Source organism: Arthrobacter sp. SPT-J7 (assembly GCF_059089965.1).
Genome location: NZ_JBNHFF010000007.1, coordinates 129,374 through 156,112, shown reverse-complemented (window position 1 = coordinate 156,112; position 26,739 = coordinate 129,374). Strand labels below are relative to the sequence as shown.

General features: G+C 66.4%; 21 protein-coding genes and 1 pseudogene. 12 read left to right on the top strand and 10 right to left on the bottom strand.

The features are described from left to right. Window positions 1-18: 18 nt before the first annotated feature. The 4 genes from AC5RWX_RS13280 to uvrB all read right to left on the bottom strand — a co-directional run bounded on the left by AC5RWX_RS13280 (window position 19) and on the right by uvrB (window position 5,263). The gene (locus AC5RWX_RS13280) at window positions 19-459 is read right to left on the bottom strand and encodes a hypothetical protein (RefSeq protein WP_493939682.1); all 441 of its coding nucleotides are present in this window, start codon (window positions 457-459) and stop codon (window positions 19-21) included. Further along, window positions 456-1,826, bottom strand: a complete 1,371-nt coding sequence (locus AC5RWX_RS13275) for an MFS transporter (RefSeq protein ID WP_493939681.1) — start codon at window positions 1,824-1,826, stop codon at window positions 456-458. Before AC5RWX_RS13275 ends, AC5RWX_RS13280 begins: the two co-directional genes overlap by 4 nt. 48 nt (window positions 1,827-1,874) lie before the next feature. After that, the gene (locus tag AC5RWX_RS13270; protein ID WP_493939680.1) at window positions 1,875-2,909 is read right to left on the bottom strand and encodes a TerC family protein; all 1,035 of its coding nucleotides are present in this window, start codon (window positions 2,907-2,909) and stop codon (window positions 1,875-1,877) included. 257 nt (window positions 2,910-3,166) lie between these two features. Beyond that, complete coding sequence (uvrB, locus tag AC5RWX_RS13265; RefSeq protein WP_493939679.1) at window positions 3,167-5,263, bottom strand: excinuclease ABC subunit UvrB; 2,097 nt, start codon at window positions 5,261-5,263, stop codon at window positions 3,167-3,169. Window positions 5,264-5,434: 171 nt separating this feature from the next. Between uvrB and AC5RWX_RS13260 the strand changes: the two genes are divergently transcribed. Further along, window positions 5,435-6,271, top strand: a complete 837-nt coding sequence (locus tag AC5RWX_RS13260; protein WP_493939678.1) for a VOC family protein — start codon at window positions 5,435-5,437, stop codon at window positions 6,269-6,271. A gap of 9 nt (window positions 6,272-6,280) precedes the next feature. On the opposite strand, the gene coaE is transcribed toward AC5RWX_RS13260, so the two are convergent. Together coaE and AC5RWX_RS13250 are read right to left on the bottom strand one after the other, a co-directional pair. Next, window positions 6,281-7,486, bottom strand: coding sequence for a dephospho-CoA kinase (coaE, locus tag AC5RWX_RS13255; RefSeq protein ID WP_493939677.1), 1,206 nt, complete (start codon window positions 7,484-7,486; stop codon window positions 6,281-6,283). Between the two features lie 109 nt (window positions 7,487-7,595). Beyond that, window positions 7,596-7,829 (bottom strand): DUF6480 family protein, encoded by a 234-nt coding sequence (locus AC5RWX_RS13250; RefSeq protein ID WP_493939676.1) that lies wholly within the window; start codon window positions 7,827-7,829, stop codon window positions 7,596-7,598. A gap of 151 nt (window positions 7,830-7,980) precedes the next feature. Between AC5RWX_RS13250 and AC5RWX_RS13245 the strand changes: the two genes are divergently transcribed. Together AC5RWX_RS13245 and AC5RWX_RS13240 are read left to right on the top strand one after the other, a co-directional pair. Further along, window positions 7,981-8,664, top strand: coding sequence for a YigZ family protein (locus AC5RWX_RS13245; RefSeq protein WP_493939690.1), 684 nt, complete (start codon window positions 7,981-7,983; stop codon window positions 8,662-8,664). After that, entirely contained in the window at window positions 8,657-9,823 is a 1,167-nt protein-coding gene (locus AC5RWX_RS13240) for a class I SAM-dependent methyltransferase (protein WP_493939675.1), read from the top strand. Before AC5RWX_RS13245 ends, AC5RWX_RS13240 begins: the two co-directional genes overlap by 8 nt. Before the next feature lie 7 nt (window positions 9,824-9,830). Here AC5RWX_RS13240 and AC5RWX_RS13235 read toward each other — a convergent pair whose 3' ends face one another. After that, entirely contained in the window at window positions 9,831-10,145 is a 315-nt protein-coding gene (locus AC5RWX_RS13235; RefSeq protein WP_493939674.1) for a PRC-barrel domain-containing protein, read from the bottom strand. 315 nt (window positions 10,146-10,460) lie between these two features. Between AC5RWX_RS13235 and sbnA the strand changes: the two genes are divergently transcribed. From sbnA to AC5RWX_RS13205, 6 genes are read left to right on the top strand one after another with little or no spacing between them, the layout of a single operon-like run. Continuing rightward, window positions 10,461-11,534, top strand: a complete 1,074-nt coding sequence (gene sbnA / locus AC5RWX_RS13230) for a 2,3-diaminopropionate biosynthesis protein SbnA (protein WP_493939673.1) — start codon at window positions 10,461-10,463, stop codon at window positions 11,532-11,534. Continuing rightward, window positions 11,531-14,662 carry a Pls/PosA family non-ribosomal peptide synthetase gene (locus AC5RWX_RS13225; RefSeq protein ID WP_493943045.1) on the top strand — a complete coding sequence of 1,044 codons (3,132 nt, stop codon included), beginning with the start codon at window positions 11,531-11,533 and terminating at the stop codon, window positions 14,660-14,662. Before sbnA ends, AC5RWX_RS13225 begins: the two co-directional genes overlap by 4 nt. Further along, window positions 14,659-17,265: a non-ribosomal peptide synthetase gene (locus AC5RWX_RS13220; protein ID WP_494097512.1), complete on the top strand. Its 2,607-nt coding sequence runs from the start codon at window positions 14,659-14,661 to the stop codon at window positions 17,263-17,265. The genes AC5RWX_RS13225 and AC5RWX_RS13220 overlap by 4 nt, the downstream gene beginning before the upstream one ends. Further along, window positions 17,265-18,272, top strand: coding sequence for a TauD/TfdA family dioxygenase (locus AC5RWX_RS13215; RefSeq protein WP_493939670.1), 1,008 nt, complete (start codon window positions 17,265-17,267; stop codon window positions 18,270-18,272). Before AC5RWX_RS13220 ends, AC5RWX_RS13215 begins: the two co-directional genes overlap by 1 nt. Then, window positions 18,269-19,336, top strand: a complete 1,068-nt coding sequence (sbnB, locus tag AC5RWX_RS13210; protein WP_493939669.1) for a 2,3-diaminopropionate biosynthesis protein SbnB — start codon at window positions 18,269-18,271, stop codon at window positions 19,334-19,336. The genes AC5RWX_RS13215 and sbnB overlap by 4 nt, the downstream gene beginning before the upstream one ends. A gap of 51 nt (window positions 19,337-19,387) precedes the next feature. After that, window positions 19,388-20,530, top strand: a complete 1,143-nt coding sequence (locus AC5RWX_RS13205; RefSeq protein WP_493939668.1) for a LuxE/PaaK family acyltransferase — start codon at window positions 19,388-19,390, stop codon at window positions 20,528-20,530. A gap of 12 nt (window positions 20,531-20,542) precedes the next feature. Here AC5RWX_RS13205 and AC5RWX_RS13200 read toward each other — a convergent pair whose 3' ends face one another. Then, entirely contained in the window at window positions 20,543-21,640 is a 1,098-nt protein-coding gene (locus tag AC5RWX_RS13200) for a M20/M25/M40 family metallo-hydrolase (protein ID WP_493939667.1), read from the bottom strand. A gap of 372 nt (window positions 21,641-22,012) precedes the next feature. On the opposite strand from AC5RWX_RS13200, the gene AC5RWX_RS13195 reads away from it, so the two are divergent. Beyond that, complete coding sequence (locus AC5RWX_RS13195) at window positions 22,013-22,576, top strand: dihydrofolate reductase family protein (protein WP_493939666.1); 564 nt, start codon at window positions 22,013-22,015, stop codon at window positions 22,574-22,576. A gap of 253 nt (window positions 22,577-22,829) precedes the next feature. Here AC5RWX_RS13195 and AC5RWX_RS13190 read toward each other — a convergent pair whose 3' ends face one another. Beyond that, complete coding sequence (locus AC5RWX_RS13190; RefSeq protein ID WP_493939665.1) at window positions 22,830-23,849, bottom strand: YncE family protein; 1,020 nt, start codon at window positions 23,847-23,849, stop codon at window positions 22,830-22,832. A 467-nt stretch (window positions 23,850-24,316) separates the two neighbouring features. Here AC5RWX_RS13190 and AC5RWX_RS13185 point away from each other — a divergent pair, with 467 nt between their 5' ends. Together AC5RWX_RS13185 and AC5RWX_RS13180 are read left to right on the top strand one after the other, a co-directional pair. Then, a complete protein-coding gene (locus AC5RWX_RS13185; RefSeq protein ID WP_493939664.1) occupies window positions 24,317-24,688 on the top strand; it encodes an ArsR/SmtB family transcription factor in 372 nt (123 codons plus the stop codon). Further along, window positions 24,685-25,734: a cation diffusion facilitator family transporter gene (locus AC5RWX_RS13180; protein ID WP_493939663.1), complete on the top strand. Its 1,050-nt coding sequence runs from the start codon at window positions 24,685-24,687 to the stop codon at window positions 25,732-25,734. Before AC5RWX_RS13185 ends, AC5RWX_RS13180 begins: the two co-directional genes overlap by 4 nt. A gap of 186 nt (window positions 25,735-25,920) precedes the next feature. Here AC5RWX_RS13180 and AC5RWX_RS13175 read toward each other — a convergent pair. Next, window positions 25,921-26,643 (bottom strand): annotated as a pseudogene (locus AC5RWX_RS13175) (AAA family ATPase). Between the last annotated feature and the right edge of the window lie 96 nt (window positions 26,644-26,739).

Below are 26,739 nucleotides of genomic sequence, written 5' to 3'. Positions count from 1 at the left end.
AGTTGGGCAACGCCTTATCTACCCGATGGTCTGCACGTAAAAGGTGTTGTCCCGGAAACAGCCTGGGGGCGCGGCCTTGGTGAGACGGTCGAGATGTTCGTCGCTGAGGGCTCCCCCGCCAAGCGACACGGGGCTTCCGATCGCGAGAGATCGGCCCTCGACCTCGATCGTTAATTCTTCCCCGTGACCAAAGGTGGCGTCGGCCGGAAACACCAGCATGACCTCGCGGCCCCTCTCGTCCTCGCCGATGACGCACTTCTCCGCCGACAACTCGAGCGTCCCCTCGAAGAGCGCCTCCATCTCGAAATTTTCCCGACCGCTGTCGGGATTCACCAGCAGGATCTCGTCCGCCGGACCGGTGATGACGGAGCCTGAAGCTGCAGGTGCGCCCTCCTGACCGCAGCCGGAAATACCGACCGCAACAGCAGTAGCGATGATCAAGGCTTGTCGGTAGTTCACGCTGGACTCCTGTCGCTGGCTGTCGCCCTCACACCCCGCCGCCCGGCAGTGGCAGCGGCACCGAGCAAGACAACGGCGACCACTGCCGCCGCCGCGTTCAGGCCGGCGAATCCCACGGCGGCCAGCACTGGTCCGGAGAACGCGGCGCCCACTGCCCCGGCCGCGCCCATCAGGGTGTCGGACAGGCCCTGAGCGGGAACGCGTCCCGACTCCGGGACCGATTCGGCCAACAGGGTGGATCCGGCGATCACCGAAGCTGACCAGCCCAGGCCCAGCAACATCAGTCCGGCCCCAACAAGCCAGGTGTCCCGTTCTCCCACGCCGGCAAGGGCCGTCGCGGCCAGCAGCATCAGCTGTCCCACCGCGATGGTTCGGGTTCGACCGAAGCGATCGGTCAGCCAGCCCATCAATGGCGAGAGAGCGTACATCCCGGCCATGTGCAGCGAAATGGTGAAGCCGATGATCGCGAACGTATCGGTTTGGCTGTGCTGGTGTCCGCCCGCATGGTCCAGCGCCTGCAGGTGAACCGGCGTCATGGCCATGACCGCCACCATTACCAGGTGGGCGCCCACTACAGCGGCGAGCCCCAGCATAGCCATCGGACGCTGCCGGACCGCTGCGACACCGGTGCGCAGCGTCCCGCGGCGCTTGACCGGCGGCGTTTCGCCAGGGCCGGCGCCGGCACCGCCTCCGGGGCCGGCGCCGGCACCGCCTCCGGTGCCGCGTGAGCGTGCATAGCGCAGCGGGTCGGGCCGCAGTCCCACCAGCAGCAGGGTGGCGCCGATGGCCATGCCGGCCATCGAGAACAGGAAGGGACCGGACGATTCCGGCAGGCCAAGCGCCGCGCCCAGCTCTGCCCCCGGCCGGATCAGGTTCGGCCCCGCCACGGCGCCCACGGTGATGGACCAGACGACGAAGGCCAGGTCCCGGCCCCGGTGCTCGGGCACGGCAAGGTCCACCGCGGCAAAGCGGGCCTGCAGGTTGGCGGCGTTTCCGACCCCCAGCAGGGCCGAACCGGCCAGCAGCACCGCAAAGGATCCGGTAACCGGTGCGAGCGCCATCAGCGCCGAACCCAGCAAGGCCAGCAGCAGCCCGGTGACCAGCGCACGCCGGCGTCCTGAACGGGCCGCGGCGCCGGCCAACGGCAGGGCAGCCAGTGCGGCGGCCAGCGAAATCGCCATGGTGGACGTTCCCGCCAGCGCCTCGCTGCCGGTGAGTTCCACCGCGAGCAGCGAACCGATGGCCAGCCCCGCGCCGTGGCCCAGGCCGCTGAACAGCTGCGCCATGGACAGGGAAAACACAACGCGGCGCTGGACGGCCCTCGTGCGAGGGTCTGCGTTCACCACCGCGTTGGCTAATTCGTTCACACGCCGAGCCTAGTCGACGGGCAGCCGGTTGTACCGGTGATGCCGGTATTACTCCGTGTCGGACTGGGCCCGTTCTGCGTCCTTGGCCAGCCGCGCGTCGATGGCGGCCTGGCGCCCGGCGGGGCTGAGCAGGCTGGCCACCGTGGCAACCACCAGGGTGCCGACGATCACCGCCAACGACAACCCGGTGCTGATCTCCGGGATCCACTCGATGTGCCGGCCACCGTTAATGAACGGCAACTCGTTCTCGTGCAGCGCATGGAAGATCAGCTTGACGCCGATGAAGGCCAGGATCACGGACAGGCCGTGCTTCAGATAGACCAGACGGTCCATCAAACCGCCGAGCAGGAAGTAGAGCTGCCGCAGGCCCATCAGCGCGAAGATGTTCGCGGTGAACACGATGAAGGCGCTCTGGGTCAGGCCGAAGATCGCCGGGATGGAGTCCACAGCGAACAGAAGGTCGGTCATGCCGATGGTGATGAAGACCATGACCATCGGGGTGAACAGGCGCTTGCCGTCCACCGTGGTGCGCAGCTTGTTGCCGTCGTAGTGCTCGCTGACCGGCAGCTTCTTGGTCAGCCGGGCCACCAGTCCGGACTCGGACCCTTCTTCCTCGTCTTCGCCGGAGTCGGTGGCCTGCTTCCAGGCGGTCCAGAGCAGGAAGGCTCCGAAGATGTAGAACACCCAGCTGAAGTGGGCGATCACGGTGGCGCCCAGCAGGATGAAGATGCCGCGAAGGATCAGCGCAATGATGATGCCGAACATCAGCACTTCCTGCTGGTACTTCCGGGGCACGGAGAACCTGGCCATGATGATGATGAAGACGAACAAGTTGTCCACGCTGAGGCTGTACTCGGTGATCCAGCCGGCGACGAACTCTTGGCCGTAGTCCGGTCCGGCCTGCCAGAACAGCATGCCGGCGAAGATCAGGGCCAGGGAGACGTAGAAGCCTACCCACAGTCCGGCTTCCTTCATGGACGGTTCGTGCGGCCGCTTGACCACGTAGAGAAGGTCAAACAGCAGGATGATGCCCAGGACCACAAACGAGATGATCTCAAAGGGCAGGGATAATTGGTCCGACACGGAACCTTGCCTTTCACAGAAGATGCCGCGCGCGTGCGGTGCGCGGGTGCGAGTGTTCGCCGCAAGTCTCTCCGCCTGCCCTGATCGGCCAGGCCACTGCGCCCGGCGAGGCTTCGATGCCCCGCGTGCTGACGTTCACAGTGTTCGGGATACTCCCCTACGCTCGGTCAAGTGTAGCGCAAGGCAGGATAACGACGGCGGTGCACACCGCCGTCGTCATCCTCACCATTCGGTCTGCCCCGGCAGGCAGCGCAGGCTCAGGCGTGGCCGGCAGCGCGCATCTGCCGGAGGTCCTTCTTCAGGTCGGAGACCTCGTCACGCAGCCGGGCCGCCAGTTCGAACTGCAGTTCCGCCGCAGCGGCGTGCATCTGCTCGGTCATCTGCGCAATCAGCTCGCCCAGGTCCTCGGCCGGCGCAGCGGCCAGCCCGTCGCGGCGGATCTTGTCCTTCGACACCGCGGCGGAAATGCCTCGTTTGCCCTTGCCGTAGTCGAAGTCTTTCAGCAACTGCTGGGTGTCGGCGTCTTCGCGGGCCAACTGGTCGGTGATGTCCGCGATCCGCTTGCGCAGCGGCTGCGGGTCCACGCCGTGCTTTTTGTTGTGGGCCACCTGAATCTCGCGGCGCCGGTTGGTTTCCTCGATCGCGTTGGCCATTGAGTCCGTGATCTTGTCCGCGTACATGTGCACCTGACCGGAGACGTTGCGGGCGGCACGGCCGATGGTCTGGATCAGCGAGGTGCTGCTGCGCAGGAAACCTTCCTTGTCCGCATCAAGGATGGCCACCAGCGAGACTTCGGGCAGGTCCAGGCCCTCGCGCAGCAGGTTGATGCCCACCAGCACGTCGAAGGTGCCCATCCGCAGTTCACGCAGCAGCTCCACGCGGCGCAGCGTGTCAACATCGGAGTGCAGGTACTGAACCTTCACGCCGTGCTCGTTGAGGTAGTCGGTCAGGTCCTCGGCCATCCGCTTGGTCAACGTGGTGACCAGGACGCGTTCGTTCCGCTCCACCCGAGCGTTGATCTCGCCCAGCAGGTCGTCGATCTGGCCCTTGGTCGGCTTGACGATGACCTCGGGATCCACCAGGCCCGTGGGCCGGATGATTTGCTGGACATACCCGTCGGACTTGGACAGTTCGTACTTTCCCGGCGTTGCCGAAAGGTAGACCGTCTGGCCGATTCGTTCCAGGAACTCGTCCCACTTCAGCGGCCGGTTGTCCATCGCGGACGGCAGGCGGAAACCGTAGTCCACCAGGTTGCGCTTGCGGGACATGTCGCCTTCGTACATCGCGCCGATTTGCGGCACGGTAACGTGCGATTCGTCGATCACCAGCAGGAAATCGTCCGGGAAGTAATCCAGCAGGCAGTGCGGTGCGGTGCCCGGACCGCGGCCGTCAATATGCCGCGAGTAGTTCTCGATGCCGTTGCAGAACCCCATCTGCTGCATCATTTCCAGGTCGTAGGTGGTGCGCATCCGCAGCCGCTGCGCCTCCACCAGCTTGTTCTGCGACTCAAGGACCTGCAGCCGGTCGCGCAGCTCGTCCTCGATGTCCCTAATCGCTCGGCTCATCCGGTCCTCGCCGGCCACATAGTGCGACGCCGGGAAGACGTACATTTCCGTCTCTTCACGGATGATCTCCCCGGTAACGGGATGCAGCGTCTGGATGTTCTCGATCTCGTCGCCGAAGAATTCGATCCTCACCGCCAGCTCCTCGTACATCGGAATGATCTCCACGGTATCGCCGCGCACCCGGAAGGTGCCCCGGTGGAAGTCGATGTCGTTGCGGGCGTATTGCATGGCGACGAACCGGCGCAGCATGTCGTCCCGGTTCATTTCGGCGCCCTTGCGGAGCGTGACCATGCCCGAGATGTATTCTTCGGGCGTGCCCAGACCGTAGATGCAGGACACCGTGGCCACCACGATGACGTCGCGCCGGGTCAGCAGCGCGTTGGTGGCAGAGTGGCGCAAACGTTCGACTTCCTCATTGATGGAGGAGTCTTTCTCGATGAAGGTATCCGTCTGTGCCACGTAGGCTTCCGGCTGGTAGTAGTCGTAGTAGGAAACGAAGTACTCGACGGCGTTGTTCGGCAGCAGTTCGCGGAACTCGTTGGCGAGCTGGGCGGCCAAAGTTTTGTTCTGCACCATCACCAGCGTGGGCCGCTGGACCTGTTCCACCAGCCAGGCCGTGGTGGCGGACTTGCCGGTGCCGGTGGCGCCGAGCAGCACGATGTCCTTTTCCCCGGCCTGGATCCGTTCGGTCAGTTCCTTGATCGCCGCGGGCTGGTCGCCGGCCGGCTGGAACTCGCTGACCACTTCGAAGGGCGCCACAACACGTTTGATGTCCTGCGCAAGACTCATGCCGTTAACCGTAGACCCGATTCCGGTCAGTGTGGGTCCTGAATCGCTCTGGGCCTAAATCGGGCCCTCCGCCGCTGCGGCAAAGTCTGTGCGCCATTGCCCCGCGCAGCCGTGTGCGGTAGATCTGTCCGTGCACTCGACCTGCACTCGACCGCGAACGGAAGGCGCACCATGGACCCGGTCCGGACCTATCCCGAGGGAGTGACGTCGTGGATCGACGTCGAACATCAGGACATTGAGAAGGCCAAAAACTTCTACGGCGGCCTGTTCGGCTGGACGTTCGCCGATGCCACACCGCCGGGTGTCTCCCCTCGCTACGTGATCGCCGCCCTCGACGGCCGCGACGTCGCCGGTCTCGGCGACGGCACATCCGGCGGTGCCGAGCCCGCCTGGAACACGTACGTTGCGGTCGAGGATTCCGAGGCAGCCGTGCGCAGGATCCGTGCCGCGGGCGGAAAGGTGCTCTCCGGCCCGGACGAGGCCGGGGAGGGCGGCCGTGCCACGGTGTGTGCCGACCCGTCCGGAGTTCTCTTCAGGCTCTGGCAGGCGCGGCGCCGGCCGGGTGCCCAGGCGGGTAACGTGCCGGGGGCGTGGAACTTCAGCGACCTGCACACCGCCGATCCTGCCGCGGCCTCGGAATTCTACGGCGCGGTTTTCGGCTGGCAGTTCGACGACGTCGGCTTCGGCAGCATGATCCGCGTCCCCGGCTACGGCGACCACCTGCAGGCGACCAGTGATCCGGACATCCGCGAGCGCCAGTCAGGAGTCAACGTTCCACCGGGATTCGCCGATGCCATCGGCTGGCTCATGGAGTTGCGGCCCGGGGAAGCGCCGCACTGGCACGTGGCGTTCACCGTCGCCGACCGCGATGCGACCGCGCTCGACGCCGAACGCCTGGGCGGGAAGGTGCTGAACCGAACCGACACGGACTGGACGCGGGACGCGACGATCAGTGACCCGTTCGGAGCCGTCTTCACCGCCAGCCAGTTCACACCGGCGTCCGGCTGAGCAGCAGCGCTAGCCGCCGAGGGCGGGCGGTTCCCACCCGGTATCCAGGGCCCACCGAATCATCTGCGGGTCTGCCTTCTGGCTGAACCAGTCTTGCTTTGCCCGCGCGTAGTGGCCGGTGGATGCGGCGTGCAAGCCGGCCAGCCGCCGCTTCTCAGCCAAGTACGCTTCGGCTGCGCCGGGGTCGGCCCGCAACCAGTCGCGGAACAGCAGGGCAAAGCGCCATCCGGGCGAGCCCGCTGCGCGAACGTGCACGTTAACGGCCCGGCCGGGGTCGGCGTTACCGTGCAGCCTCTTGGCCCAGTCGCCCGGCTCGGGATGCTGCGGTGCCGCGGTGTCGCGGCAGGCGCCGGGCCACCGCGGGAAGCCGGCCGCAGCCAGTGCCTCGGCGACGGAATCGGCGTCCGCCATGCTGGCCACCGTGACCTGCAGGTCCAGCACGTCCTTGGCCGGCAAGCCCGGAACGGCCGTTGACCCAATGTGATCCACGGCCATGATCAGCGGGTCGGTGCGCCTGATGCGTTCCGCGAGCAGGGCTGCCTGCGCGGGCCACTGCGGCTGCGGATCCAGCAGGACCGGTGGCCCAATGCGTGGAGCCAGTCTGCCGGCCAGCAGGTTCTGGTTGAAGGGCACCAGCCGCTCCTCCCAGAGGGCGTCCAAGGCGGCCAGCAACTGCTGCCGGGTGCCGGTGTTCTCCAGCACGACGTCGGCGGCGGCCCGCCGTTCTGCCGAGGAGGCCTGGGCTGCCATCCGGGAGCGGGCATCCGTTTCGGTCATGCCGCGGTCTTCGACCATGCGCCGCAGCCGCTCGTCCTCGGGTGCATCGATCACCACAACCAAGTGGAAGGAGGGACTCTGCCCGGTTTCCACCAGCAGCGGGATGTCCTGGACAAGGATGGCCCCCTGACCGGCCTTCGCTGCCCGCTCCGCGGCACGCGCGCGGACCAGCGGGTGCACAATCGCATTCAGTCGTTCGCGTTGGGCTGGATCATTGAACACCAGGGCACCCAGCGCCGGGCGGTTCAGGCGGCCCTCGGCGTCCAGAACTCCAGGGCCGAAGGCTTGGACGACGGCGGACAGGCCCTCGGTGCCCGGCTCTACTACTTCGCGGGCAATTGCGTCGGCGTCGATCAGGGTGGCGCCGAGCTCCGCCAGTCGCCGGGCAGCGAGCGATTTTCCGGCAGCAATTCCACCTGTCAGTCCGATTCTCAACACGGCCTCAGTCTAGCCAGCACCCCGACATGGTCCGTGGCACGCCGGTCTCCCGCGCCGTCGTCGTGCCTCTGCGGGCGAGGGCGGGCGACAGCCGCTGCTGCGGGCCGGGTTATTCCTCGTGCCCCTGGTCTGCGCTCATCTGGTCCTCGGCCGGCGGGGTTTCGCCGGGCGGAACGCCGCCGCCGGGTTCCAGCCCGGTGATGTTCTGGTCTTGAGGATCGGGATTGGCCGAGTCGCCCTGATCGGCGGACACCCGTTCCGCGGCGGTTTTGTCCGTCGTGGCCGAGCCGTGTTCCTGCTCGTCCTGAATGCGCCGATCGAATTCGGGCTGGTTCTTCGCCATGGCTCCACCGTTCGTTGCGGGACGGCCGCACCGGTTTTGGGCGGCCACGTACCGCCACACTAAGCACGGTCCGGCCGGCCGGACAAGGGCGTGGACATCGATTGGCAGTGTGCAACGCCGGGCTCCGGCGCCTGGGGGAAAGGCGATTAGGCTGGTGGATGTGCCCCATCCGTCCAACGCCAGCAGCTACACCACCCTTGCCGGCGAACACCGTCATGAGATCGAGATTAAGCGGTCCCGCTTCATCACCGTGCTGCGCCGGGCAGAGACCGAGGACGAGGCCCGCAGCCTGGTGTCGGAGCTGCGCCGCGAGTTCCATGACGCGCGGCACCACTGCAGCGCCTTCGTGCTTGGCCCAGACCGCGCTATCCAGCGTTCCAATGATGACGGTGAGCCCTCCGGCACCGCCGGCATCCCCATGCTGGAAGCCCTGCTCAAACGCGAGACCGCACCAGGGGTGACGAACCTGAGCGACGTAGCTGCCGTCGTCGTGCGTTACTTTGGTGGGATTTTGTTGGGCGCGGGCGGACTGGTGCGGGCCTATTCAGAATCGGTGTCACAGGCCGTTGGCACCGCCGACATGGTTCAGCGGCGCAGGATGCGGCTGTTCGCGGCCCCGACCAGGCACGCGGACGCCGGCCGCTTGGAAAATGACCTGCGGGCAGCGGGAACCGTGGTGCTGGGCAGCGACTATGGCGCCGCCGAGGTGCGGATCCGGCTGGCCGTGGAAGACACTCCGGAAGTGATCGAGCGTTTCAAAGATCAACTGGCAGCACTGACATCGGGAGGCCCCGCGCCTATTGAGTTGGGGACGGAGTGGGTGGACCTTGGCTGAACACCACGACGACACCAACGGCGCCGGGACCCTCCGGCCAGCCTTCGACTTTGCCAGCCTCCGGCGATGGCCGGACGTGGAAGCGGACAACCTGTTCGCCTACGACGCGGCCGACAAGCTCCTGCTGGACACAGCCGAGCCGCTGACCGCCGGTCTGGAAGGAAGCCGGATCGCCGTGGTCAACGACCACTACGGCGCGCTCACGTTGGCGCTGGTTGCCGCCGGCAAACAGGGAGTCCGCGTGGTGCAGGACGGCCTCAGCTCGGAACACGCACTGGACAACAATGCCTCCCGGCTGGGGCTGGCTGGGTACAGCCACCGCCCGCTGGAGCCCGCCGCATTCGATGGTGTCCGGCTGGTGCTGCTTCAGCTGCCGCGCTCGCTCGATGCGCTGGAGGAGATGGCGGACTGCATTGCCGTGGCCGCTTCCGCCGAAGTCACGGTGCTGGCCGGCGGCCGGGTCAAGCACATGAGCACAGCGATGAACTCCGTCCTCGCCACATCGTTCTCCTCCGTGACGGCAGGCCTGGCGCGGCAGAAAGCGCGGATCCTGACCGCCACCGGTCCGCTGCCGTCTGTGGGTGCGCGTTTCCCTCGCGCCGAAGAGCACGACGTCGGCCTTCCGGTTCCGCTGCGGCTGGTCGCCTTCGGCGGCACCTTTGGCGGCCCCAAGGTGGACCCGGGCACCCGGTTCCTGCTCCCGCTGCTCGCTGGTGCCCGGGAGGCCGGCCGTGCGGTGGACCTTGGATGCGGCAACGGTACGATCGCCGCGTATCTGGCTCTGACCCGCGGAGCCATCCGTGTGCTGGCCATGGACCAGTCGGCCTCAGCGGTCAGATCAGCCCGCGCTACGGCCGAGGCGAACGCGGTTGCGGACCGGGTGGAGGTGCGGCGGGATGATGCCTTGTCCTCGCTGCCCACCGCTTCCGAGCAGTTGGTAGTGCTGAATCCGCCGTTCCATATCGGGAACGCCGTGCATGCCGGCATTGCGCTGAAGCTCTTCGCCGAAGCCGGCCGCGTCCTCGCTCCCGGCGGAGAACTTTGGACAGTGTGGAACAGCCATCTGGCCTACAAGCCGGCGTTGAACCGATTGGTGGGGCCGACCCGTCAGGTGGCGCGGAACCCAAAGTTTACGGTGACGGTCAGCACCCGGGGCTGACGGGACCTCAGAACTCGGTACCGTAGTAGCGGCGCAGCTCGGCTTCTTCCTCCGGGGTCAGGCCCTCGGAGGCTGCTGCCGAAGGCGCGTCTTTGATGGTGTCCTGGCTGTAGGCCACGAACACATCGTGTTTATCTATCCGCGCCCCGGCAATCGGCACGAACTTCTCGCGGCTGTCCGCCAAGCCCAGACCCACCGTGATCCAGGTGATGGTTCCGGTGACAGGATCTTGGTGCACCTGGCCCACCACGCCCAGCTTCCGGTCGGCGCTGTCCCACACAGTGGCTTGCTGCAGGGCGTGGACGTCCACTTCTTTTGGCATATTCTCTACCTTTCGGCCCAATGCTGTCCTAGTGCTTTTCCCCACACCCTAGCCTAGTGATTCCGTCCTGTTTGGCGAGCCGATCCCTGGCGTGCAAGTCACCTGCTCAGTTTTTTGTACCGGCAGGTGGGGCCGGTTTCCCGTGCCGATAACGGCCCAATAACGGCCCGATAACGTGAGCGAGAGTTCACTGTAAGGGCATTGCAACTGAAGCTTTATGGGGTTCTGGGGGAGAAAAGCGATGCGCACCGATTCCACCCGTCATTCCCTGGTGACCCTTGCGACCAAGCTCATGGCAGGAGAACGAGGGAGACCATGCCTATTATCAGGGAGCCGCACCTGTTCAACGAGCAGAGCTTGTTCGTCGACTTGGAAGGGTTGCTGGGCCGCCGCCTCTACCTGAAAATCGAGGGGTTTAACTTCGCGGGCTCGATCAAGCTCAAGCCCGCGCGCGAGATGGTCGAGCACGCCGAGCGAGAGGGCTTGATCGGCCCCGGCTCCATTCTGGTGGAGTCTTCCTCGGGGAACCTCGGCGTAGCGCTCAGCATGATCGCCGCCAGCAAGGGCTACCGCTTCGTGTGCGTGATCGATCCGCGCTGCAACCCGGCGACCCGGCAACTCATGGAGTCGCTCGGGGCACAGGTGGATCTGGTCACCGAACCGGATCCCGTCGACGGCTTCCTCGGGGCCCGTCTCAACCACGTCCGGGACCTCTGCGCATCCGACGAGCGGTACCTCTGGCTCAACCAGTACACCAATCCCGGCAACTGGGGAGCGCACTACCGCTGGACCGCCCCCGAGATCTCCGATCAGTTCCCCGAACTGGACGTGCTGTTCGTGGGAGCCGGGACGACGGGAACCCTGATGGGTTGCGCGAGGTACTTCCGTGAGCACCGGCCCGACGTCCGGATTGTCGCGGTCGACGCCGCAGGATCGGTCTCGTTCGGCGGCCAGCCGGCCACCCGCCTGATCCCGGGACTCGGCATGAGTGTGCGGCCGCCGCAGCTCGACGAATCATTCATCGATGACGTGGTGATGGTCGAGGAGCTGGACACGGTGCGCGCCTGCCACCGCCTTGCGGCGGGCGGGTTCATGCTCGGTGGCTCCACCGGGACCGTGGTTCACGGCGCCATGTCTTGGCTCGCCGACCACGACGCCCAGGACGCCACGGCGGTGGCCATCTCGCCGGATCTGGGCCGACCCTACCTGGACACCGTCTACGACCCCGACTGGGTGCACGACCATTTGGGCACCGAAGCACTCGCCACCGCCGACTTGACGGTGGCTCCGGGCCAATGGTCCGATTCGGGGCTGGGGCCATGGAACACGGCTCCCGCACCCGTGGCCCATTCTGTTGCCACCGCCTCGCTAAGGAGATTCCTGCAGTGAAAATCCGCGTCGACGACCTGCAGGGTGCTCCGCGTTCCACACCTCCGACGAATTCCACGACTCCCGCGGAACCTGCGGCTTCGGCCGGAAAGGGCTCGCCAGCCACAGGTGCGGCTGTGGCCTTGGAGCGCCGGCTGGCGGATCTTCTCGCATTGGTGGTGAACAAGGACGACGTCCCCGTGGACTCCAACTTCTTCTACGAATTGGGCGCCGATTCGCTGGTGATGGCGCAGTTCTGCGCCCGCGTGCGGAAGCAACCGGACCTGCCTGCCGTGTCGATCAAGGACATCTACCAGCACCCGTCGATCTCGGCGCTGGCCGCGGCTTTGGCACCAGCGGAAGAGCCGTCGGCGACAGTATCGGCGACAGCGCTGATGCAGGACCGGTTGGCGGAGGTGCTGTCCGACGTGCTTGGCGTCCAGCAGGTGCCGGTGGGCGACGACTTCTTCCGTGACCTGGGCGCGGACTCGCTGGTGATGGCGAAGTTCTGCGCCAGGGTGCGCAAGCAGCCGGATCTGCCAGCAGTGTCAATCAAGGACATTTACCAGAACCCAACGCTCTCGGCGCTGGCCGCGGCCCTTGCACCGGCGGAAGAGGCTACGGCGCAGGTGCAGGTGCAGGACCAACTGGCCGAGGTGCTCGCCGGCGTGCTCGGCGTAGAACAGGTCGCGGCGGGCGATGACTTCTTCCACGACCTGGGCGCGGACTCGCTGGTGATGGCGAAGTTCTGCGCCAGGGTGCGCAAGCAGCCGGATCTGCCCCAGATATCCATGAAGGAGATCTACAGCAACCCAAATATTTCCGCACTGGCAGCGGCACTGCAGGTTCCCCCGGCGCAGCAGGACAAGGAGGCGGAGCCCTCGCCGGCTGTGGCCTCCGTGCCGGAAACGCCGCCGCCCATGGATGCGCGGACGTGGGAGTATGTCGCCTGCGGCGCCCTGCAGGTGCTTGTCTATATCGGCTACTGCCTGTTCGCCGGCGTCATCATGGTGGTGGGGTACCAATGGTTGTTCCCGGCCGCGGCGCCGGGCAACCACCACTGGCTAACCCACGGGTCGGACTTCTGGGCGCTCTACCTGCGGTCGATCGCCTACACCGCTGCGACGTTCGTGGTGTTGTGCATCCTGCCGGTGGCCGCGAAATGGATTTTCATCGGGCGCTTCCGGCCCAAGGAGATCCGCATCTGGAGTCTGGCCTACTTCCGATTCTGGCTGGTCAAGGCGTTGATGCGCACTTCCCCCCTTTCGCTGATGACCGGCTCGCCGCTGACGACCTTCTACCTGCGGGCGATGGGCGCGAAGGTCGGCCGCAACGTGATGATCATGACCAACCGGCTGCCGATCTGCACGGACCTGCTGACGATCGGCGAGGGAACGGTCATCCGCAAGGACGTCATGCTCAACGGGTACCGTGCCCACGGCGGCGTCATCCAGGTGGGTGGGGTCACACTGGGCAGGGACGTGACTATCAGCGAGGGAAGTGTGCTGGACATCAACACGTCGATGGGTGACCACTCGCAACTGGGCCACCGGTCCACTCTCTACACTGGTCAAGCCGTGCCCGAGGGCGAGCGGTGGCACGGTTCACCGGGCAGGCCCGGGAGTGCGGACTACGCCACAGTCGAGCCGACACCCTACCGGCCGTGGCGCCGGGGATGGTTCGCCGTTTCCCAGCTCGTGAGCACGGTTGGGTTGGGCCGCTCTATGTGGGGACTGGCGATCGCGCTGATTATCCTTGCGAACCCGACCGTCGCGGCGCTTCTGGAGCCGCAGGACTTGGCGTTCACCAACTGGGTCTTCTACGCCGACGCCGCAGTCTACGCCGGGGTGTCCGTCTTCGGTGGGACGGTACTGGCGCTGTTCCTCATCACGACCCTGCCACCGCTGTTCCAACTCGCGGTGAAGCCGGACAAGGTGTATCCGCTGTTCGGGTTACGTGACGCGGCGGCACGGATCGTGGCCAGGATGACCAACAGCCCCATGCTGGGGGCTTTGTTCGGCGACAGCTCCTACGTGGTGAACTACGTGCGGGCCATCGGGTACAAGCAGCCGCAGGTCCAACAGAGCGGCTCGAATTTCGGCACGGTGTTCAAGCACGACAACCCGTTCCTTTCGACCATCGGCACCGGCACGATGATTGCCGACGGGGTGTCATTCATGAACACGGACTATTCGGCCACGTCGTTCAAGGTCAGCGAGGTAGCGGTCGGTGCTCACAACTTCCTGGGCAATGTCGTGCTGTACCCCGCCGAAGCCAGGACCGGAAACAACTGCCTGCTCGCGACCAAGGTCATGGTCCCCATCGACGGGCCGGTGCGCCAGGACGTGGGCCTGCTCGGATCGCCGGCCTTCGAGATCCCCCGGTCCGTGCTGAGGGACACCCTCCCCGAGGAGCACAGGAGCCCTGACCGCCTCCGCCGGGACCTAGCGGCCAAGAACCACCACAACGTGCGCACCATGGCCCTCTTGATGCTCGCGCGGTGGTTCAACTCTACGGTGGCCCTGCTGGCGATGTTCGCCGGCCTCGAACTGTCCGACCAATTCGGTTTCCTTGCGCTCAGCGCGTCGTTCGTCGTCATGCTCGTGCTCGGCGTGCTGGTCCCCGTCGGCATCCAGCACCTCGCCACCGGGTTCCGGCGGCTGCGGCCCCAGCTGTGCTCCATCTATAACCCCTACTTCTGGTGGCACGAGCGGTACTGGAAGCTGCAGGCCCAGAGCCGGTACCTGGCTCTGTTCAACGGAACACCGTTCAAGCCGCTGATTTGGCGCCTGCTGGGCGTGCGGATCGGCTCCCGGGTCTTCGACGACGGCCTCGGGATTCCCGAACGGGGACTGGTGACGATCGGCTCCCGGTGCACGCTGAACAACGGCACCTCGATCCAGTCCCATTCCCAGGAAGACGGGATGTTTAAGTCCGATTACAACGTGGTCGGGAACGACGTCACGCTCGGCGTCGCCGCCTTTGTCCATTACGGCGTGACCGTTGAAGACGGTGCCGTTGTCGCCGCCGACTCCTTCGTGATGAAGGGGACGACCCTCCCTCGGGGAACCCTGTGGGCTGGCAACCCGGCCGAAGAGGCCCGAGCCGCGGCCACGTCCCCCGTCGCACTGGAAAGGCCCGTAACATGACCACCACCTCTGCGCTGACCTGCCGCACCGCCGCCGACCACTCGTCGGGTCCGGGCAACGACCGGACCGTTCCCACGGGTGCCGCGCCGACATCGATTCCCCGGTGGACACAGGACGGCCAGCCGGGTCAGGGGTGGGTTGAGGTGGCTATTCCGGAGGACCTACGCCAGGCCGTGCGGGCACTGTCCCGCACGCTGGACGCGACGCCTGAATCGATCTGGCTGGCGGCTCACGTAAGGGTGCTCCAGGCGCTGTCCGGCGAAACAGAGGTCACCGCCGGCTTCAGGGACACTTCAGGGACGTGGACCTGCGAACTTGATCTTGGGCAAGGGTCGTGGCGGGCGCTGGTCTCCGCGGCGCGCGTCGGGCAGGTACAGGCCCAGACCGGTCGAGCAGGGGGACCGCAGGCGCCGGCTCAGGCCGCGTACGAGGTGCTGCTCAGCACCGACCACGACGACGATCCTGAGCTCGCGGAGGGCATCGTCCTGCGCGTGTCCCTCGGCGACGGCGCAGGTGGCGAAGCGATGCGCCTGCGCTACCGGCGTGACGTCCTCGACGAGCCCGCAGCCCTCCGGATCGCCGGCTATCACCTGAGTGCACTGCGCCATCTGGTCGCCGACCCCGACGCGGAGCCCGCCGACGCCGACCTCGTCGCACCCGAAGAGCGGCGCTTCCAGCTTGAGCAGCTCGCCGGGCCCGAGCGGCCCCGACCTCAACACCGCTTCCATGAGCTGTTCGAGGAGCGGGTCCGCCAGCATCCCGAACGCATCGCCGCCGTCCAGGACTCCCGGGAGTGTACCTACGCGGAGCTCAATGCCCGTGCCAACCGGCTCGCCCGCGCCCTGCTCGCGCAGGGGCTGCAGGCGGAGGACATCGTGGCCGTCGTCGCCGAGCGGGGCCTGGAATGGATGGCCGCCGTCATCGGCATCTTCAAAGCCGGGGGCGCGTACCTGCCGATCGAACCCCACTTCCCCGCCGACAGGATTGCCAGAACGCTGACCCGGTCCGGATGCCAGATGGTGCTGACCGAGGAAGGCAGCACCGCCACGCTCGACGAAGCTCTCGGCGGAATGCCCGCGGTCGCAAAGCTCCTCTTCGAAGAGGTCGAGGCCGGCGGGCACGCCGCCGACGACCTCGGCTTGGAGATTCGTCCCGATCAGCTCGCCTACGTCTACTTCACCTCCGGTTCCACCGGCGAACCGAAAGGCGCGATGTGCGAACACGCCGGGATGGTGAACCACCTGTACGCCAAGATCGAGGACCTGGGGATCGGCCCCGGTGACGTCGTCGCCCAGAGCGCGCCCCAGTGCTTCGACATCTCGCTGTGGCAGCTGGTATCGGCCCTGCTTGTCGGCGGCCGCACACTCATCGTTGCGCAGGACCGGATCCTCGACGTCGAGCGGTTCGTCGACGCGGTGGAACGGGGCGGCGTCGCGGTCTTCCAGGTGGTCCCGTCCTACCTGGACGCCCTGGTGGCATACCTGGACGGTAAGCCACGCGCGCTGCCGCACCTTCGCTGTGTCTCGGCGACCGGGGAGGCCCTGAAACAGGAACTGGTCCGCCACTGGTTCAACGTGATGCCGAATGTGAAGCTGGTCAACGCCTACGGACTGACGGAGACCTCAGACGACACCAACCACGAGGTGATGACTGCCGTGCCTTCCGGCGGCTCTGTGCCACTGGGCCGACCAATCCCCAACGTCCGGATTCACATTCTGGACGAGCGACAACGGCTCGTGCCGCTCGGGGCACCCGGCGAGATCGCCTTCTCCGGAGTGTGTGTGGGCCGCGGCTACATCAACGATCCGGAGCGCACGGCACAGGCATACTCCGCTGACGCCTACGTGGACGGCGCGCGGCTCTACCGTGCGGGCGACTACGGCCGCTGGTCCCCGGACGGCAAGCTGGAGTATCTGGGCCGGCAGGACAACCAGGTCAAGATCTCCGGATTCCGCATCGAGATCGGCGACATCGAGAACGCGCTGTTGCGGGTTCCCGGCGTGCGCGACGGCGCCGTCGTCGTCGGCGAAGGCGCCGGGCAGTCCAAGTTCCTGGTGGCGTTCTACTCCGGCAACCGGGCGCTCGACGTCGACGTCATCCGCAGCGAGATGGCCGCACGCGTACCGGCCTACATGGTTCCGTCGGCGTACAGGTGGCAGGAAAGCCTGCCCCTGACGGACAACGGGAAGATCGACCGAAGGGCCTTGACCCGCATGGCGCGGGAGGTCGTTCCCGAGACCGGCACCGCCACGGACGCGCTCTCGGCCAGCGAGCAGCGGCTCGCCGAGGCGTGGGCGACGGTGCTCGGCCTCCCGGCGGGCCGGATTGGCAAGCAGGACTCGTTCTTCGCGCTGGGCGGGACCTCGCTGTCCGCTGTGAAGCTCGCCGTCCTGCTCAAGCGCGCGGTGTCAATCAAGGACATCATGCAGACGCCCGCTTTGGCGGACCTAGCGAAGCTGCTCGAGGCCTCGGCCCTGGCGGACGCTGCTGTTCCCCCCGCCCCGCGGCCGGCTGGAACCGCCGCGCGACCCGATTCCATGGCCCCGGCGGGAGGACCGGTTAGCCGCTCCCATCCGCTACCTGTGAAGCAAAAGGACCTCTGATGTCGTCTCAATCACCCAGGACCCAGTTAGACGTTGAACGCCAACCCGGGCGGGCTCCGATGCTCACCGTCGAGGACGGCCACGACCCAGTGCGCTGGGCCGAACAAAACCGTGCGGCGCTGCGTGCGGCGGTGGATGAACACGGCGCCGTCCTGGTCCGCGGCCTGGGCCTGCGTGATCCGGCCCAAGTGGCCGATACCTTCAAGCGGCTGGTTCAAGGCGGCCTCATGCCGGACAGGGAAGCTTTCGCCACCAGGCAGCCCTACTTGGACGGCGTGTACTCATCCCTCACGTGGCCCGCGAACCAGCCCATGTGCATGCACCACGAGCTCAGCTACGCGCTCGAGTTCCCCGGCCTGATGCTCTTCGCCTGCCTCCAGGCACCCCGCGTCGGTGGGGTGACCGGTGTGGCAGATGCCCGCGACGTGCTCGACGCCATTCCTTCGGACATCGTCCATCGGTTCGAGAGCGAGGGGTGGCTGCTCGCCCGCAGCTACAACGAGGACATCGGCGCCTCCTACGAGGAGGCGTTCGGGGTCTCCGATCGCGCCGACGTCGAGAGTTACTGCAAGGCGCACGAGATCGAGTTCGAGTGGCAGCCCGACGGCGAGCTGCGCACCCGGCAACGGCGTCCTGCCGTGGTTCGGCACCCGGCGACCGGCGAACGCAGCTGGTTCAACCAGGTCGCGTTTCTGAGCGAATGGACGATCGCGTCCGAGGTGCGGGAGTACCTGGTGGACGTCTACGGTCCCGACGGGCTGCCGTTCAACACCCGCTTCGGCAACGGCGAGCCGATCGGGGAGGACATCGTCGCCCTCCTGAACGAGATCTACGAGGCCCACACCCTTCGAACTCCTTGGGAGACAGGTGACCTCATGCTCGTCGACAACATCCGCATGGCGCACAGCCGGGAGGCGTACGAAGGACCTCGGGAGATCCTCGTCGGCATGGCCGAGCCGCGCAATGTATTTGATCTCGATACCCACACCCAGGACGGTGCACGATGACAGAATTCGCCACTTCCCCAGCCGCAGCGGCTGTAGAGCCGAAGACGGTTCCATCGTTCGCCGTCATTGCAGGGGCCCAGGTGCAGCAGGTGCTCCAGGGGCGGGAAAAGCAAGTCGTCGAGCTGGTCGAGCAGACCTACCGGGTGCATGCAGCGGGAGACTCGGTGAATCCCCCGTCCTACTTCCTGCGCTTCCCGGACCGGCCCAGCTCGCGCATCATCGCCCTGCCCGCCTCGGTCGGCGGACAGGTGGAGGTTGACGGCATCAAGTGGGTCTCCAGCTTCCCGGACAACGTGTCGTCGGGGATTCCGCGCGCCTCAGCGGTGTTGATCCTCAATGACCGGGCTACCGGCTACCCCTTCGCGTGCATGGAGAGCTCAATTATTAGCGCCTCCAGGACGGCCGCATCGGCCGCCGCGGCTGCGGACTGGCTCAGCCGGGGACGCAGGCGTCCCAGACGCATCGGGTTCTTCGGCGTCGGCCTCATTGCCCGTTACATCCACACCTTCCTGAACGCGACGGACTGGTCCTTCGACGAGATCGGGGTGTTCGACCTCTCGGGCGAGAGCGCTGAGGGGTTCAAGGGCTATCTCGAACGCAGCGGGACCCAGGCCCGGGTGACCGTGCACGACGGCCCTGAGCAGCTGATCAAAAGCAGCGACCTCGTCGTGTTCGCCACGGTGGCGGGCGAACCGCACGTGCATGACACGACGTGGTTCGAGCACAACCCGCTGGTGCTGCACGTGTCCTTGCGCGACCTGGCCCCGGAGATCCTGTTGGCATCGACCAACATCCTCGACGACGTCGAGCACTGCTTGAAAGCCGGGACGTCGGCCCACCTCGTGGAGCAGATGGTCGGCCACCGGGACTTTGTGGACGGCACCTTGGCCGACGTTATGGAAGGAAGGGTATCGCTGGCGGACGACCGTCCCGTAGTGTTCTCGCCGTTCGGCCTGGGCGTGCTCGACCTGGCGGTGGGCAAGTACGTCTACGACGAACTTGCCAGCAGCGGGCAGCTCCGCGTTGTCGAGGACTTCTTCTCTGAGCTTCGCCGGTACGGTTGACCCGGCGGCCCAAACACGTTAATTGATTCGCACCCACCGAGGAGTGACACAATGCTCTCGTTATCGCAGATGCTGGGGAATGTGTCCAAGGCACACGCGCAGTCCCCTGAGGACTGGGCACGGTCGGTCACTGACGTCCTGCGGGACGCCGCGATCTACCATCAGGCCGGAAACGGCTTCTACCGAGCCCAGTGTGACGCGTTGGGAGTCGATCCCGCCGCGATCAACGACATTAACGACCTGCAAGACCTGCCCCTGCTGTCGGTCGGCATGTTTAAGCGTCCCGACGCCCAGGTGCTGCTCACCTGCTCGCTGGCCGACGTCGAGACCGAAACCCGCTCCAGCGGAACCCGGGGTATTCCGTCCGTCGCCCGCCGCAACAGCGAGACAGTGACCCGGGCACTGGTTGGTCTGATCGGGACCTACCGGGAGTTCTTCAACCTGTCCGGGGGCGCGGGCCTTTTCTTGAACCCGTCGGACGCCGAAGCCTCGGAGATGGGCTTGCTCAAGGACTTCAACATCCTGAACAGCGTCTTCGACCACCACGCATACCTCGTTGCCGAGCAGGCGTTCGACGCCCGGGAGGCCCTGGAGCACCTGCGTCGGTGGAAGGGCCACATGACCCGGCACATCGTCGGTCCGCCGTTCCTCATCGGCCGGCTCCTCCGGTTCCTCGAGCAGGAGAAGATCAATGTGCGCTTGGACCCGTACAGCATGATCATCACTCTGGGCGGTTGGAAGCGGCACACGGCGGAGGCCATCCCTGACGAAGGCTTCCGGGAGCGGTGCCACGACCTGCTCGCCGTGCGCCCGGGAAACGTGCGAGACATGTACGGGATGATCGAGTCGAACATGCTGGCCGTCGAATGCCACCTGCATCGCAAGCACGTCCCGCCGTGGTGCTACATTTCCATCCGGGACCCCGGCCAGATCAGCAAGGAGCTCGCCCCCGGGAACACCGGCATCATCGCCGTACTGGACGCCCTCAATACCAGCTACCCCGGTTTCCTCCTCACCGACGACGTGGGCGACGTCGAGACCGGCACCTGCGGGTGCGGGAGAACCGGCCAGGTCGTCAACTTCCGCCGCCGGGGACAGGGCGGCGGGCTGGGATACTGTCCCGTCAGCATCGAGCGTTACCTCGCCTCGCGCACCATCGCCAACGATGAGGCGCCGGCCCTCATGCAGGTTTAAGTACGCGGCGCCTCAGCCGGCGCCCTGCCCCGTTGCCGGGTCTGTCGCGCCCTTGGCAAGGCCGCCCTTGACGCCGGCGAGCGAGACCGTCGCGCTCATGAGCGTTTCGGTCATCTGCTCCAATACGGTCATGTCGACGTTCTTGATCGTGTCGCAGGCCCGGTGGTAGCACTCGTCGTACTGCTCCCCGGCTTGCCCGCCGAACGTCTTCGCCTCGGCCTCGCTTTTGGTCCCCGCGTCGCCGGTGAACAAACCCCCGGCCGGGATGCCGGCCTTCACGAACGCGTCGTAGTCCGAATCTTCGATGAACCCAAACGGCAGCGCCTGAACCCCTTCGCCCCGCAGGATGTCCACGAGTACTTGTTCGACGGCGCTCGACCCCTCGGGCCCGGCCTCCTCGCTGTCCGAGCCGTCGCCGTCGTAGACGTACGCCACCGCGTTCGGCGAGCCCACCACGTCGACGTTCAGGTACGCGACGTGCGCGGCGGCCTCCGCGCCGGAGAGCTCCTCGACGTAGTGCTCCGAGCCGTGCAGTCCGTCCTCCTCGCCGCCCCAGAACGCGAACCGGATCCGATCCCGCGGCACGGCGCCCTCCGCCGCGAGCCGCTGCGCGACCTCGAGCACCGCGGCGACCCCGCTGCCGTTGTCGTTGAGCCCGGGCCCGTCCTCGACCGAATCCAGGTGCGCCCCGAGCACCAGAATGCTCCCGGAATCGCCGCCGGTGTCGGCCAGGACGTTGAACGCGTCCACCGGGTTGCGCCGGCCGTAACTGAACTCCTGCCGCCGCGGTTCGTAGCCCGCCGCACGCAGTTGCTTCTCGACGTAGTCCGCGGACGCCTCGTATCCCCCGGTGCCGTTGGCCCGGTTCCCGCCGTTCGCGTCTGCCACCGCCTGCAGCGCTTCCAGGTGCCGGGTCAGCGCACTGGGCTCCACCACCTCCCGAACCACAGACGGGTCCGGCGGGGCCTCCACCCTCACGGGCGGCCGCGGCTCGTCCGTACAGGCGGCAACGCTGCCGACCAGTGCCGCGCACAGCACAACCGACCACAGCCGTATGCGGCGATCAGGATGCTTCTGGAAACGCTGCAAAATGGCTTCTTCACCTAGCACGTTGACTCCCCCGGTCTGCGTCCTTGGGACGCTGGTAGGCACATGCTACGCCCCGGCGGTCCGCGCGGGAAGAACTAGTTGACCACGGTAACCGACGGATATTCAGGGGCTATTTTGGCGGCCCACTACGACCCTGGCTGGCGGTCGCTGGCCGAGTTGTGCTTCGTGCTTGACATCCCACTCGGGTCGCGGCCATCGGACTGGGCAGCCGTATAACCACCCTGCTGCCTCACCCTGCGAGCGTGAAACCACGATTACCAATGAGAAGGATCGATGAGTTCGTGAAGCTGACGCGACTTGCCACCCACCCAAACGGCAACAGACCGCCTGTACCATCCGTACGCCGAATACCAACCGCGGGAAGCTATCACCATGCGGAAACTGACCTTTGGCATGAACGTGAGCGTGGACGGCTACATCGCCGCGCCCGGCGGCGACCTCGGCTGGAGCGCGCCGAGCGACGAGCTGTTCCAGTGGTGGTCCGACCGGGTAAAAGCGACGGGCCTGGCGCTCTACGGGCGCAAACTGTGGGAGACGATGAGCTCCCATTGGCCGACCGCCGACCAACATCCTGACGCCACACCGGCGGAGATCGAGTTCGCCCGCCGCTGGCGCGACATGCCGAAGGTGGTGTTGTCCTCGACGACCAGCGGGGTGGACTGGAACGCCCGCCTCGTCACCGGTGACGCGGTCACCGCGATCACCCGGCTCAAGACTGAGGATGGCGGTCCCATGGACGTCGGCGGTGCCACCCTCGCTGCAGCGGCCATGCGGGCCGGGCTGATCGACGAGTACGCGATGGTCACCCACCCGGTCCTGGTGGGCGGCGGTACGCCGTTCTTCACCGCCCTGGACAACTGGGCGAACCTGAACCTGGTGGAGACCCGGACGTTTCCCGACGGCGTACTCCTGACCAGGTATGAGACCAGGCGCTGAATACCCAGCCTCGGATTGGCGCGGGCTCGGGCCACCCCGCATCTCGTATCCTTCAGGGGAAATTTCCCGTTTCTGGCGCCCATCGAACTCGACATAGCTTGAAGTCGCAGGACCGACACCAAGGGCGTTCGCGACCCTGGCGGGCTATGTCCTCATGCTGGTGTGGATCATTTGGCTTGCCACGGTTGCCCGCCGGAACAAGGAACCGGCCACGCGGCCTGTCCGGTAGATATCACCGGTGTCCAGCGGGGACTCATTGGGGCGGGGCCATGATGCGCAGGACCGGATGCCCGTTGACGTCCTGGAGCGGGAAGTAGACCCGGTGGGTCGCCTGGTCGACGGCCACGGTGTGGGCACGGTCGGCGAGCTTGCCGGATGCAATGGGCTGCAGTGACCTGTCTTTTTCGTCGAAGATGCTCACCACCCCGCTCTCGGAGGCGACGTAGAGGCGGTGCAGGCCTTGGTCGAAGGCGAGCACGTCCGGGCCATCCCCGGTGGCGAACCGTTCCGTGGGCCTGCCTGTTCGCAGGTCCGCCACGAGCAGCGTGGCATTGTCCTCGCAGGCGATGAACGCGAGCCGGGCCTGGCCGTCGACGGCCAAGCCGTGGTTGCCGCGGCAGCCGTCGAGCCCGATGCGGCCGGTGACGGCATCGGTGGCCGGGTTGATAGTCAGCAATTCGTTCCGGGCCTGGGAGTTGACGAGGATGTTTCCGTCGGCCGGGTCAAAGACCGTGTTGCCGGCTTCTCCGCCGATGTCGATCGAGCCGACGGCCGTGCCTGCCCCGACGCCGATGACGGTTTCGGCGCGGCCGCCTTGGTTGGAGACGTAGGCCTTGCCGTGGTCCGGGTCGTAGGCGATCCCGTCCGGGCCCTCGCCTGTGCGCACCCGACCGGTGACGGCGAGGGTCCGGGTATCGATGAGGACGGCCTCGTTGCTGCCCGAGGCAGCAGCCAGGAGCAGGTGACGGTCCGGGGCGGCGGCGACCCCACGCACGGATTCCAGGCCGGTGACCGTGCCCGCCACGGTGTTGCTGGCAAGGTCGACGGCGTGCACCGTGCCGTCACCCAGGTGGGCGATATACAGCCGGCGCCCGGAAGGGTCGACAGCCTGGTAATCGAGCCGGGTTGCCCCGCCGGGCAGCTCCACGTCCCGGACCAGGGTCAGCGGCAGCGACTCCGGCCCAGAGGCGGGCACCGCGCAGGCCACGGGCCCGAGCAGCAGGAAGGGTGGCAGGCAGACCAGCAGTGACACTCGGCGGCACCTGGATTCCATGATCCCGCCTCCTTACCCTTTCCTGCGGCCCGTCAAGGGTCCGGGCAATGGCACAGGAAGGCGGCCATCCCGCGGCGACAGGCCCGGTGTCGGCGCCAGGCCGACGCCCGTGCGCCCGCACCTTCTCTCATTATTCGCGCAGGACTCCGTCAGCGAAAAGCCTTCCCGCATCGTGCCTGCACCGTGTCCGCCCCACCGGCCTTTTGTGCCGGGACACTACGCGCTGACGGCCGCCTCCCAAGCGTGCGGTTGCCGTCAGGCCTGCTCCGGCACATCATCGGCTTGGAGCATAGTGACGCTCCAATGCCCGTCCCTGTCCCTGGTCATCTTTGGCGTCGTCCCTTTGGAGACTTGGCTCACAGCCCCAATACCCGGCGCCTCTCCACCCGCAGCAGGGCGGCGCCTGAAGACGCGGCGGCAGAATAGCCCGGCTTGGACTCCCGCCGAGATAATGCAATTATCTGCGTATGGATGCAGACAGCGTTGTGTGTGGCCGGTTCCCCGACAGCCAGTACGTCGAGCTGGCCGTGGAGGTGTTCGCGATGCTTGCCGACGCTACCCGGGTCAGGATCATCCTGGCCCTCAGGGACGCGGGCGAACTGCCAGTGAACCGGCTCGCCGAGGCCGTGGGGAAGTCCCCGGCGGCCGTGTCCCAGCACCTGGCGAAGCTGCGGCTGGCCCGCATCGTCTCCACCCGTCAGGACGGCACGCATGTGTACTACCGGCTGGAAAACGAGCACGCCCGCCAGCTGGTGGCCGATGCCATCTTCCAGGCCGAACATTCTCTGGGAGGCACGCCCCGCCACCACCACCCGCAGACGGAGACTAACCCGGCATGAAACGCAGAGAAGACGTCCTCGGCAGCCACGGCGCTGAGGGACTGACCGACAGCCATGACCACGGGCATGGTCATGGTCATGGGCACGAGCACGGTCATGACCACGACCACGACCACGAGCATCCCGGGGGGCTAAGAGGCTTCCTCCAGGGCCTTTTTGTTCCGCACAGCCATGATGCGGCGGATTCGGTGGACGAGGCGATGGAGTCCTCGGTCAAGGGCATCCGGGCGCTGAAGATTTCTCTGGCGGTTCTGGCCGTGACCGCGCTGCTGCAGCTGGTGGTGTTTCTGTTCAGCGGCTCGGTCGCCCTGCTGGCCGATACAATCCACAACTTTTCCGACGCCCTGACCGCAGTACCGCTGTGGATAGCGTTCATCCTGAGCCGGCGGGCGGCAACGCGGACCTATAACTACGGATTCGGGCGGGCCGAAGACCTGGCAGGCCTGTTCATCATCGCCGTGGTGGCGCTGTCGGCCATCGTGGCAGCGGTCGAGTCCGTGATCCGCATCTTCCAGCCGCAGCATCTGGAAAACCTCGGCTGGGTCCTGGCCGCGGGCCTGATCGGCTTCGCCGGCAACGAGCTTGTGGCGGTCTACCGGATTAGGGTCGGCAAGGAGATCGGCTCGGCGGCACTGGTCGCGGACGGGGTCCACGCCCGGACCGACGGGTTCACCTCCCTGGCGGTCGTCGCGGGCGTCATCGGTGTGTGGCTCGGCTTCCCCCTAGCAGACCCGATCATCGGCACCCTTATCTCCATCGCCATCTTCGTCCTGCTCTGGGGAACCGCCCGTGACATCGGTCGGCGGCTGATGGACGGTGTCGACCCCGAGCTGGTGGAATGCACCGAGGCCGCCATCTCGCCCGTGGCGCCGCCGGCCTCGGCCGTCCGCCTGCGCTGGAGCGGCCACCGGCTCCACGTCGAAGTCACCGTCCCGGCCGACCCGCAGTGGAGCATGGCCGAGCTGGCCGAACTCAAACGTTCCGTAGAGGACGCCGTACGGAGCAAAATCCGCAACGTCGGAACCGTACTCGTCGTTGTCGGCTAGACGCCGGCCGGACCGGGCAGCGTTAGCGATACCACCGCCGGCTTAGTGTCGCGCAAGCCGGTCCCCCCACCGCGTCATGGATGAGCGAGAGCTTATGCAAGTACGTGAGTAGCCATTGGGCGATGGAATGCGCGTTCCATCAGGGCTCATTGCTGTGCCGATTGAGGATCCCGGACCGGGCTGGCCCTAGAGGTGTCGCAGGTATCGTTCAGGTGAGTCCAGGAATGATCGCCAGTTCGAAACCAGATCGAGGTCGGACCATTTTTTCTGCCGGAGTCCCCACGGGCCGACTTCGAGAATCTACGCGCCGGGAAGTGCTGCAAGAACCGGGGAGTGCGTGGACATGATGACTTGCGAGGAGCCTTCGGCGAGGAGATCTTTCAAGACCGCGAGGAGGCTGAGGCATCCTGCGAAGGACAACGCCGATTCCGGCTCATCGAGGACCCATAATCCGCGTCCTCGGAAGCGGTCCACCGCCAGTTCCAAGAACGATTCGCCGTGTGACATGTCGTGGAACGAGATGTCCGGACCCGAGGTGCTCGGGTTCTTCTCGAGGTAGGTGAAGAACCCGTGCATGGTTTCCGCGCGCAGGAAGTAGCCGCGTCTTGTGGCGCCGGCGTTGCGAACAAGCTGCAGGTGATCGGCAAGTGTGGACTCCGTAGACCTGGTGCTGTGGCGGGCTCCTGTAGACCCGCCTTCAGGAGACAAGCCATAGGCCAGCGCGATGGCTTCCACGAGAGTGGATTTTCCCGACCCATTTTCGCCGACGAAGATCGTCGCGGGCGTCAAATCGAGCCCGTGGTCTAGTACCTGGGCGACAGGGGGCAAGACCCCCGGCCACCGGCCTCGGTCAAGGAGGTGCGCTGGGTCTTCGCCCACCCGTCTGATCGGAAAGTTATGCGGAGGCATGCCCCATTCTTGCAGGCAGCTCTCGATGTCCTCCCCCCAACGTAGAGGGGGCCAAACCGGACCAAGAAGCGGCCCGATCCATCGAGTTACCTTTCA

Excerpts from the sequence above, each read along its gene's own strand:
- AC5RWX_RS13180 (WP_493939663.1), top strand. The coding sequence starts at position 24,685 with ATGAAACGCAGAGAAGACGTCCTCGGCAGCCACGGCGCTGAGGGACTG.
- AC5RWX_RS13185 (WP_493939664.1), top strand. The coding sequence starts at position 24,317 with ATGGATGCAGACAGCGTTGTGTGTGGCCGGTTCCCCGACAGCCAGTAC.
- AC5RWX_RS13260 (WP_493939678.1), top strand. The coding sequence starts at position 5,435 with ATGGACCCGGTCCGGACCTATCCCGAGGGAGTGACGTCGTGGATCGAC.
- uvrB (WP_493939679.1), bottom strand. The coding sequence starts at position 5,263 with ATGAGTCTTGCGCAGGACATCAAACGTGTTGTGGCGCCCTTCGAAGTG.
- sbnA (WP_493939673.1), top strand. The coding sequence starts at position 10,461 with ATGCCTATTATCAGGGAGCCGCACCTGTTCAACGAGCAGAGCTTGTTC.
- AC5RWX_RS13205 (WP_493939668.1), top strand. The coding sequence starts at position 19,388 with ATGCTCTCGTTATCGCAGATGCTGGGGAATGTGTCCAAGGCACACGCG.
- sbnB (WP_493939669.1), top strand. The coding sequence starts at position 18,269 with ATGACAGAATTCGCCACTTCCCCAGCCGCAGCGGCTGTAGAGCCGAAG.
- AC5RWX_RS13215 (WP_493939670.1), top strand. The coding sequence starts at position 17,265 with ATGTCGTCTCAATCACCCAGGACCCAGTTAGACGTTGAACGCCAACCC.
- AC5RWX_RS13220 (WP_494097512.1), top strand. The coding sequence starts at position 14,659 with ATGACCACCACCTCTGCGCTGACCTGCCGCACCGCCGCCGACCACTCG.
- AC5RWX_RS13195 (WP_493939666.1), top strand. The coding sequence starts at position 22,013 with ATGCGGAAACTGACCTTTGGCATGAACGTGAGCGTGGACGGCTACATC.
- AC5RWX_RS13250 (WP_493939676.1), bottom strand. The coding sequence starts at position 7,829 with ATGGCGAAGAACCAGCCCGAATTCGATCGGCGCATTCAGGACGAGCAG.
- AC5RWX_RS13190 (WP_493939665.1), bottom strand. The coding sequence starts at position 23,849 with ATGGAATCCAGGTGCCGCCGAGTGTCACTGCTGGTCTGCCTGCCACCC.
- AC5RWX_RS13235 (WP_493939674.1), bottom strand. The coding sequence starts at position 10,145 with ATGCCAAAAGAAGTGGACGTCCACGCCCTGCAGCAAGCCACTGTGTGG.